Origin of the sequence: Parvibaculum sp., assembly GCF_049672805.1 — a bacterium.
Classification (GTDB): domain Bacteria; phylum Pseudomonadota; class Alphaproteobacteria; order Parvibaculales; family Parvibaculaceae; genus Parvibaculum.
In genome coordinates this window covers 1-8,873 of the sequence record NZ_JBATWS010000265.1, presented here as the reverse complement: position 1 = coordinate 8,873, position 8,873 = coordinate 1, and the positions used below count along the sequence as shown (strand labels likewise).

9 protein-coding genes are annotated in these 8,873 nt (G+C 58.7%); 5 read left to right on the top strand and 4 right to left on the bottom strand.

Annotation, left to right across the window (positions count from 1 at the left end; translation table 11 throughout):
- Window positions 1–18 precede the first annotated feature (18 nt).
- The 4 genes from fliI to WBF74_RS08530 are packed head-to-tail and all read left to right on the top strand — an operon-like array spanning window position 19 to window position 4,792.
- Window positions 19–1,386: a flagellar protein export ATPase FliI gene (gene fliI, locus WBF74_RS08545; RefSeq protein ID WP_424438139.1), complete on the top strand. Its 1,368-nt coding sequence runs from the start codon at window positions 19–21 to the stop codon at window positions 1,384–1,386.
- Window positions 1,383–3,476: a flagellar biosynthesis protein FlhA gene (gene flhA, locus WBF74_RS08540; RefSeq protein ID WP_424438136.1), complete on the top strand. Its 2,094-nt coding sequence runs from the start codon at window positions 1,383–1,385 to the stop codon at window positions 3,474–3,476. Before fliI ends, flhA begins: the two co-directional genes overlap by 4 nt.
- 10 nt (window positions 3,477–3,486) lie before the next feature.
- On the top strand, window positions 3,487–3,762 hold the full coding sequence (locus WBF74_RS08535) for a hypothetical protein (RefSeq protein ID WP_424438133.1): 276 nt from the start codon (window positions 3,487–3,489) through the stop codon (window positions 3,760–3,762).
- 1 nt (window position 3,763) lies between these two features.
- Window positions 3,764–4,792, top strand: a complete 1,029-nt coding sequence (locus WBF74_RS08530) for a flagellar motor switch protein FliG (RefSeq protein ID WP_424438130.1) — start codon at window positions 3,764–3,766, stop codon at window positions 4,790–4,792.
- A 15-nt stretch (window positions 4,793–4,807) separates the two neighbouring features.
- Here the strand turns inward: WBF74_RS08530 and flhB are convergent, their stop codons facing one another.
- From flhB to WBF74_RS08510, 4 genes are read right to left on the bottom strand one after another with little or no spacing between them, the layout of a single operon-like run.
- Window positions 4,808–5,941 (bottom strand): flagellar biosynthesis protein FlhB, encoded by a 1,134-nt coding sequence (gene flhB / locus WBF74_RS08525; protein WP_424438127.1) that lies wholly within the window; start codon window positions 5,939–5,941, stop codon window positions 4,808–4,810.
- A gap of 3 nt (window positions 5,942–5,944) precedes the next feature.
- Entirely contained in the window at window positions 5,945–6,709 is a 765-nt protein-coding gene (locus tag WBF74_RS08520; RefSeq protein ID WP_424438124.1) for a flagellar biosynthetic protein FliR, read from the bottom strand.
- A gap of 12 nt (window positions 6,710–6,721) precedes the next feature.
- A complete protein-coding gene (fliP, locus tag WBF74_RS08515; RefSeq protein ID WP_424438121.1) occupies window positions 6,722–7,540 on the bottom strand; it encodes a flagellar type III secretion system pore protein FliP in 819 nt (272 codons plus the stop codon).
- Window positions 7,541–7,567: 27 nt separating this feature from the next.
- Window positions 7,568–8,110 (bottom strand): flagellar basal body-associated FliL family protein, encoded by a 543-nt coding sequence (locus WBF74_RS08510; RefSeq protein WP_424438118.1) that lies wholly within the window; start codon window positions 8,108–8,110, stop codon window positions 7,568–7,570.
- 120 nt (window positions 8,111–8,230) lie between these two features.
- Here WBF74_RS08510 and fliF point away from each other — a divergent pair.
- The coding region (fliF, locus tag WBF74_RS08505; RefSeq protein WP_424438115.1) for a flagellar basal-body MS-ring/collar protein FliF at window positions 8,231–8,873 on the top strand (643 nt) is incomplete at its 3' end.

Here is an 8,873-nt window from a genome sequence, read left to right as displayed (position 1 = left end):
TCAAGGTGGCGGGTGGTGATGAGACTCTTTCGCGATATAGAAGCAGAATTTGAAAGGCTTCCGGGGCCGGTTTACTACGGCAAGGTGGAAGCCTGCACGGGGCAGTCGATCCGTGCAGCGGGGCTTGATGGCTATCTGTCGCCGGGGGACCGCTGCGAGGTGACAACCAAAGACGGGCGGCGCATCCAGTGCGAAGCCATTGGCTTTGAAGCGGGCAAGTCTCTCCTGCTGCCTTTCGAGCCCGCAGACGGCATCGTGCTTGGCTCAGAGGTTCTGGCGCGCGGTGTGGAGCCGACCGTTCATCCTGACCGGTCATGGATAGGCCGTGTGGTGAATGCCTGCGGCACGCCGATTGACGGAAAGGGCGCGCTTGCGCGCGGCCCTCACACGCGGCGTCTTCGCGCTGCGCCGCTGCCCGCTTATGCGCGGCGTCGTGTCGGGGCGAAGATTGATACAGGCGTGCGCGCAATCGACGTGTTTGCGCCCATCTGCCGTGGGCAGCGCATGGGCGTATTCGCGGGTTCCGGCGTCGGAAAATCAACGCTGCTTTCAATGCTTGCCCGCCGCAGCGAGGCAGATGTGGCGGTTATTGGCCTGATCGGCGAACGTGGCCGCGAGGTGCAGGAGTTCATTCAGGAGACATTGGGTGAAGTGGGGCTTGCGCGCTCTGTGATGGTTGTTGCGACCTCGGATGAAAGCCCGCATATGCGCCGTCAGGCGGCCTATATGGCGATGGCGATTGCCGAAGCTTTTCGCGATGAAGGGCTGCAGGTCTTTTCCTTTCTGGACTCAGTGACGCGTTTTGCCATGGCGCAGCGCGAAATCGGTCTTGCCTCTGGTGAGCCGCCCACGGCGAAGGGGTATCCGCCGAGTGTTTTCTCGGAACTTGCTCGTCTGCTGGAGCGCGCAGGGCCGGGGGCGGAGGAACAGGGGGATATCAGCGGCGTTTTCACCGTGCTCGTTGAAGGGGATGATCACAATGATCCGGTGGCAGATGCTGTCCGCTCCATTCTGGACGGCCATCTTGTGCTTGACCGGGCGATTGCCGAACGGGGTCGCTTTCCGCCGATTGATGTGCTGAAAAGCGTTTCGCGCATGCTGCCGGGCTGCCACACGGAGAGGGAACTTCGCCTTTCGCGTGAGGCGCGCAGTCTGATGGCCGCCTATGAGGAGATGCGCGAGCTTATCCAGATCGGTGCCTATAAGGCGGGGAGTGATCCACGGCTTGACCGCGCCATTGTGCTGAGCCGCGCGGTGGAAGAATTTCTTGCGCAGGCGCCGCATGAAAGCCACCGCCTCGCCGAAAGCTTCGACCGGCTTGAGGACATTCTGGCCGGGCATCCCGAGCAAGCGCCTCAGTCAAAGGAGGGCAAGCTTAGCGCATGACAGAGCTTCTGGCCGCGAGGCTTCCCTTTCTCACGCATCTTGGCCGCTCGGGTGAGCATCGCGACGTCTGGTTTGCGATCGGCATCATATTCATTCTGACGGTCCTGTTTCTGCCGGTCCCGGCCTGGGCGCTCGATGCGGGACTTTCCGTTTCCATTGCGCTGTCGGTGTTGATCCTCATGGTGGGGCTGTGGATCAACCGGCCGCTCGATTTCTCGTCCTTTCCGACGATCCTGCTTGTTTCGACCATGCTGCGCATGGCGCTCAACATTGCATCGACACGCCTTATTCTCTCGGAGGGGCATGAAGGCTCGTCCGCCGCCGGGCATGTGATCGAAGGATTTGCACAGTTTGTTATCGGCGGCAATTTCGTGATCGGGCTTATCATCTTCGCGATCCTGACCACGGTGAATTTCTTCGTCATCACGAAGGGTGCAAGCCGTGTGGCGGAAGTGGCGGCGCGCTTCACGCTTGATGCCATTCCCGGCAAGCAGATGGCGATTGACGCGGATTTGTCTGCGGGTCTTATTGACGACAAGGAAGCCCAGCGGCGCCGGCGCGAAGTGGAAGAGGAAAGCTCCTTTTTCGGCGCGATGGATGGTGCCTCGAAATTCGTTCGTGGCGATGCGATTGCCGGCATCATCATCACCTTCATCAACCTCATTGGCGGCATGCTGATTGGTGTGGCGCAGCAGGGCATGGCGTTTTCCGAATCGGCCCATGTCTATTCCACGCTTTCGGTGGGTGACGGGCTTGTGTCGCAAATCCCCTCACTCATCGTATCTCTGGCGGCGGGCATGCTTGTCACAAAGGGTGGCAACAAGGGATCGACCGACGAGGCTGTTCTTCGCCAGTTGGGCGGTTATCCGAAGGCGCTTTTCGTTGCTGCCGTTCTGATGGGCATGTTTGGTCTTGCGCCGGGTCTTCCTATGTTTCCCTTCTTTTTGCTGGGGGGCATTTTCGGCTTCGTTGCCTGGTGGCTGCCACGCCATCTGGCACGAACGGAAGCCGAGCGGCAGCGGCAGGAGCTTGCCGCTGCGCAGCCGAAAGTGTCTGAAGAGACACCCATCGAAGAACTGCTACGCGTCGAGGACATTCAGCTTGAAGTGGGCAGCCAGCTCGTGCCGCTCATCATTGGCGAGAATACCGGCCTTACGGCAAAAGTGGGTCTGCTGCGCCGCCGCTTCGCCAAGCAATATGGCTTCTATCTGCCCAAGATCAGGGTCAAGGATAATGGCTTCCTTGCGCCCAAGGCCTATGAAATCTCGATTCAGGGTGTGGTTGCGGGCAAAGGAGAAATCTGGCCGCGTTACATGCTCGCCATTGATCCCGGCGGCAAGGCGCCGGCTATTGATGGTCAGGAGACCCGGGAGCCGACTTTCGGCCTGCCGGCCCGCTGGATCACGCGCTCTGCAGCAGAGAAGGCGGAGGCACTCGGCTATACGGTGGTCGATGAAGAGAGCGTGGTGGTGACGCATCTGACCGAGATCATCAAGGAAAATCTCAGCACCCTTCTGACATATTCGGCGCTGCAAAAACTGATTGACGGGCTTTCTCCTGAGTATCAAAAGCTGGTCGCCGAACTTGTGCCGAGCCAGATCACCAAGGCGGCATTGCAAAACGTGCTGCAGAGCCTTCTCGCCGAGCAGGTATCCATCCGCAATCTGCCACTGATCCTCGAAGCCGTTGCCGAGGCGGTGCCGCATTCACGGAATGTGAATCTCATCGTAGAGCATGTCCGTGTGCGCCTTTCCCAGCAGATATGTCAAACGCTGGCGGGTGAGGATGGCTTCATCTCGGTTGTTACCTTGCAGTCCAAATGGGAGCAGGCCTTCCTCTCCCATATCGAGCAGCAGGGAGATGACCGTGTGTTCACCATGCCGCCCTCGCTGGTTCATGACTTCGTGATCGCCGCGCGTTCCGTCATTCAGGACCAGCTCTCCCATGGCAATCCCTTTGCGATCATCGTCAGTCAGGAAGCGCGGCCATTTGTGCGGTCGCTGCTCGAGCGTGTAAGCACCTCGCTTCCCGTTGTCAGTCATGCAGAGCTTCACCGGAAGACGCCGGTGAAGACGATCGCGCAGATTTGAGGAAGCGCCCATGGCTGAAACAGGTAACAGATCCACATCACCGATAGTGCGGCTTCCGGGAATGGCGGAGCAGATCGGGCTGCTTGCGCGCGACAATGGCATAGCCATTACGGACGAGACGGACCTTAAGGACATGCTTGAAGGTTTGGCGCAGGGCACAGGTGTGAAGGTTCCGCTAATGCTCGCGCTTGGCGAAATACTGAGCGAGATATTTCGATACGAGAACAGACTGGATGCTGACGACAAGAAGGTCGGCGGCGCTCTAACTCTCCCTAAAGAGGATTGAAATGGAAGAGCAAGTGAAACCAGGCGCAGAAGACCGGTTGCTGAGCGGGCCTGAGAAAGCGGCCGTCATTCTCTTTTCGCTCGGTCGGGAGCGGGGTGCGAAGCTGATGGAACGGCTTGATGAGGATGAAATCCGCATTCTCAGCCGGTCCATGGCCCAGCTTGGCAGCATCACGTCGAGCGTCTGTGAGCGGCTGCTTCGGGAGTTCACCGATCATTTCGCCAACAGCTCTGCGGTTGTCGGTACATATGATTCCACAGAGAAGATGCTGTCGCTTTTCCTGCCCGATGAGCGGGTCATGGAAATCATGGGCGATATTCGCGGCGCGGCAGGCCGCAGCATGTGGGAGAAGCTTTCCACGGTGAATGAGCAGATGCTGGCAAGCTATCTCCAGAGCGAACATCCGCAGACAGCCGCTGTCATTCTTTCGAAAATCCGCTCTTCCCATGCGGCAAAGGTTGTGAATGTCCTGCCGGGGCAGTTCCGGGCGGAAGTGCTGCGGCGCATGATCGAGATGGAATATGTGCAGAAGGACGTTCTCAAGGATGTAGAAGAGACACTCCATTCCGAGTTCATGGTCAATTATGCGCGTATGCTCGGTAATGACAGTCATATGCGGATTGCCGAAATTCTGAACCAGGTGGATCGGGCGCAGCTTCCCGAAATCATGGGCGAGATCGAAGGCGAGGTTCCGCAATCGGCCGAGATCATTCGCTCGCTCATGTTCACCTTCGATGATCTGGTGAAGCTTGACGCGCGCTCCTTCCGCACGATCATTCAGGCAATCGAAATCGATACGCTCATTCTGGCGCTCAAAGGCGTGAAGGATGAGGTGAAGGAAACCTTCTTCGAGAACCTTTCGGAGCGGGTCAGCGCCATTGTGCGCAGCGAGCTGGAGCTGATGGGCCCGGTTCGCGCAGCCGATGTGGAGGGGGCGCAAGCCCGCATCGTTCGTGTTGCAAAGGATCTTGAGGCACGAGGTGAGATTGTGCTGGAGCAGAATGAGCGGAAGGCAGCAATGGTTTACTGAAGGACCGCGCAGGCTCTATCCGGCTGAATTTGCTTCTATGACCGGCGTCACCCTGGCGCCGGTCTTTTTGTATCCTGCCTGTTCGTTCTGAGCATAGACATAGCTGATGATTTCGGCGACGGCCCTGTAGAACTCGCGGGAGATTGGCTGATCCACTTCGAGCGCCGCATGAAGGGCGCGCGCGAGCGGGGGTTCTTCCACCACGGTGACGCCATTCTCCTCGGCAATCTCTCTGATCCGCAAGGCGATGAGATCAAGCCCCTTGGCCACGCAGACGGGCACGGCGTCTTCGCCACGCGTGTAGCGCAGAGCAACCGCGTAATGTGTCGGGTTGACGATCACGACCGTGGCGTTCGGCACCGCCGAAAGCATTCTCTTGCGCGCCCGCTGGCGGCGAATCTCGCGCAGGCGGGCTTTCATCATCGGGTCGCCTTCAACCTGCTTATGCTCGTCCTTGATCTCGCGGTGGGACATACGCAGCTTCCGCCGCCAGTCAAAGCGCCGCCAGATGATGTCCACAATGGCGATGAGGCTCATGGCAGAGGCCACCCCGATCAGGAGACGCATGGTGAGGTCGCGGAGAGTGGATGGCATTGTCGAAATGTCGGTGAAGACGAGACCCTGCGCGTTGGCAAAGGTGCTCCACAGCATGAAGCCTGTGATGGCGCCAACCATAGTCAGCTTCGAGAGACCATAGCCGAACTCCACCAGAGCCGTGGTCGAGAAAAGGCGCTGCACGCCGTTCTTCAGGGAAATGCGTTCGGCTTTCGGGCGGATGCGCTCGCCTGTAAGGACGACATGGCCCTGGGCAAAGGCCGCGAAGATGCCCGCGCCGATAAAAATGAGGAAGGCGGGGGCGAGAACCGCTCCGATTTCAAGGATGAAGCGGCTGAAGAGCTGGGTCAGGTCGCCCACCGAGATGCCGGAGATAAGGTCAGACGAATTCTCGATAAGGGGTGTCATGGAGGTGGAGAGCGACATGGCGATCCTGGTGCTCAGACCCGCCGCGATCACGAAACCTGCGATCACGCAGGCAAGAGACCCAAGCTCGCGGGAGTTCGGCGTGTTGCCCTTTTGGCGGGCATCCGAGATCTTCTTCTCAGTCGGTTCTTCGGTTTGGGACGATTTATCCTGTGTGTCTTCAGCCATGGATCACCCTGTCACGCTGTAGAGCCAGTCACCCATGGCATTGGTGAAGGCGATGAGGATGGAGCCGACACAGGCGAATAGCAGCAAGAGGCCGCCCGCCAGCATAAAGGGGGCGCCGATGAAGAAGACTGGCAGAGACTGCATCATCCGATTGGTGAGGCCGAGCCCGAGATTGAAGAGGAAGCCGAGCACCAGAAAGGGCGAGGCAAACTGGGCGGACAGCATGAAAGAGCGTGTGGCGGTGCGGGCAATACTTGCGGCGAGATATCCGAAATCGGGCACCTCTCCCATGGGCAACAGGGCATAGGACGCAACGATGGACTCGATCATCACGATATGGAGACCGGTGACGAAGAGCATCAACACGCCGCTCATGACCATGAAGTTTGCAACGGCAGCGCCGCTTTCGAAGCCCGCACCGGTGGGGCCAGCCAGGGTTGCGAGCCCCATGGACTGACCGGCGATTTGCCCGCCTACATGAAGCATGGCGAAAAGAATACGGGCGGACGCACCGATAAAGGCACCCGCCCCGAACTCGATCATGAGTGCGCTTGCAAAGCCGCCAAAGTCTGAAGGGGGGACAACACTCCCCAGCGGCAGGAGCGGCATCACGACGAATGAAAGGGCGAGCGCGATGATGAGCCGGATATTGGGCGGAATGGATTGCTCGCCATATCCCGGCATCATCATGAGCGCGGTTCCCACACGGGCAAATACCAGCATGAAGGTGAAAACCTGCGCAGTGGCGAAAAGCTGGAGACTTTCCATGCCGGTGGTCCGCTAGACGAATGAACGCACAAGGCTTGTGGAGAGCAGATACCAGCCGTCGATCAATACGAAGAAGAGAATCTTGAAAGGGAGCGAGATAACGACAGGAGGCAGCATCATCATGCCCATCGCCATGAGGATGGTGGCAACAACCATGTCAATCACGAGAAAGGGAAGAAAAACCAGAAAGCCGATCTCGAAGGCGCGCCGCAGCTCGGAGATGAGAAAGGCGGGTACGAGAATCCTCAGGTCCACGCTTTCGGCGCTGCGATAGGGCGGTACTTCATCTGCCAGCGCTTCTGCCTCTGCCGCGCTGCCGCGTTTGTAAACGGCATCGAATAGTTCCGCAAAAACGGCCAGATCCTTCTCTCTCACATTCTCCATCATGAACATGCGGAAGGGGTCAACGATCCGTTCAAAGGCCTGCTCCTCTGAAATCTGGTCGCTGACGAGCGGCTGAAGCCCGTCCCGCCATGCGCGGTCGAACGTCGGTGCCATCACATAGGCGGTGATGAACAGGGCAAGGCTTACAAGCACGATGTTCGGCGGTGATTGCTGGAGGCCAAGGCCTGAGCGCAGAAAAGACAGAACGATCACGATGCGCGTGAAAGAGGTCACCATGATGAGAATGCCCGGGGCGATGCTCAGAACGGTGAGGAGACCCAGAAACTGGATGATGCGGCCGGTAAGGGGGCCATTTCCCTCTGTCCCCAGAAGCTCCTGAATGTCCACGCCCAAGCCCGAGGGCATCATCTGCGCCTGTGCGGCCGCCGTCATTGCCAGAAGGGCTGCTATTCCTATTCCCGTCGCTTTCAGAGTTCTTCTGATCATCTGACCATGCCTTCTGACATGAATGGTTTACTGGACGACGAACTGATCGACATAGACAGCTTCCACAAGCCCGGCGGGATCGATCGCCGAGATGCGGCGCATGATCGCCTCCTTGAAGGCGATCAGCGCGGCGCTTCCCTGAATGTCGTTTTCATCAAGCGTGCGCAGATAGAGGATCACGAGATCGCGAATATGCGGCGTCATCTCATTCACCGCCGTCTCATTCTTGCGGAGGGTACGCAGCGTGAGAGACAGCTGAAGAAGACGGTTGTTCGCGCTGCTCCGCATATTGGTGACAAGCGGTTCCATGGTGAGAAAGACGGGCGTCAAAGCGGGGTCCGGTTCATTCTCACCTTTGAGGTCATTCCAATAGGCGTGCGCGATTTCGACGGGGGAGGCGTCCTTCATCTCTCCCGTTCGGGTGGCGAGGAAGAAGCCACCAATCACACCGACAATCAGCAGTAGTACCAGGCCGGCAGGCAGGATCAGCCGCTGAAGGTGAGGGCGCTCCATACCGCCATTCTTGCCGCGTCTCTCTTCGCTCACATTGTCGGGAAACTCTGCCGCCACCGACTTCTCCGCCAAATCTGGAAACGTAAATCGCGCTGAAAACATTGGCCGATAGCTTCCTACCGACGGACGAAGCCTACGTTTCGTCGATATCCGGAAAGTTTAAAGAACGGACGTTTCGTGAAGTCTCTACTGAATAATCTGCGGGATCTGGGGACACAGCGGCTGCTCATTCTGGGCGGCGTCGGCCTTGCGATCATCGTCGCAATTGTGGGCCTTTCGATCAGCATGTCCCGTTCGTCCATGACGATCCTTTATTCGGACCTTCAGAAGAATGAGTCCGCGCGCATCGGGCAGGTGCTGCGCGAGATGAACATTGCTTTCGACATTCAGAATGACGGCACGGCTGTACTGGTCGCGCCTGAAGATGCGCGTGCGGCGCGGATGCGCCTTGCCGAGAGAGGATTGCCTTCCGGTGATGCGGCTGGCTACGAGCTTTTCGATGATACGGGTGCGCTCGGGCTTACCTCCTTCATGCAGCAGGTGACGAAGACGCGCGCGCTTGAGGGCGAACTTGCGCGCACCATGCAGACCATGGAGGGCGTTGTTGCTGCGCGGGTGCATCTTGTTTTGCCGGAGAGGGAGGCCTTCAACCGGGCGGCCTCACGGCCAAGCGCTTCCGTTTTCATTCATGTCGAGGATTCATCCTCCAAGGCGCGCGAGAAGGCGGTTGCCATTCAGCGTCTTGTCTCATCCGCTGTGCCGGGCCTCAAGGCCGAGGACGTAACGGTTCTTGACCAGACAGGCACCATTCTCGCCGCGC

Excerpts from the sequence above, each read along its gene's own strand:
- fliI (WP_424438139.1), top strand. The coding sequence starts at position 19 with ATGAGACTCTTTCGCGATATAGAAGCAGAATTTGAAAGGCTTCCGGGG.
- WBF74_RS08530 (WP_424438130.1), top strand. The coding sequence starts at position 3,764 with ATGGAAGAGCAAGTGAAACCAGGCGCAGAAGACCGGTTGCTGAGCGGG.
- flhB (WP_424438127.1), bottom strand. The coding sequence starts at position 5,941 with ATGGCTGAAGACACACAGGATAAATCGTCCCAAACCGAAGAACCGACT.
- WBF74_RS08520 (WP_424438124.1), bottom strand. The coding sequence starts at position 6,709 with ATGGAAAGTCTCCAGCTTTTCGCCACTGCGCAGGTTTTCACCTTCATG.
- fliP (WP_424438121.1), bottom strand. The coding sequence starts at position 7,540 with ATGATCAGAAGAACTCTGAAAGCGACGGGAATAGGAATAGCAGCCCTT.
- WBF74_RS08535 (WP_424438133.1), top strand. The coding sequence starts at position 3,487 with ATGGCTGAAACAGGTAACAGATCCACATCACCGATAGTGCGGCTTCCG.
- flhA (WP_424438136.1), top strand. The coding sequence starts at position 1,383 with ATGACAGAGCTTCTGGCCGCGAGGCTTCCCTTTCTCACGCATCTTGGC.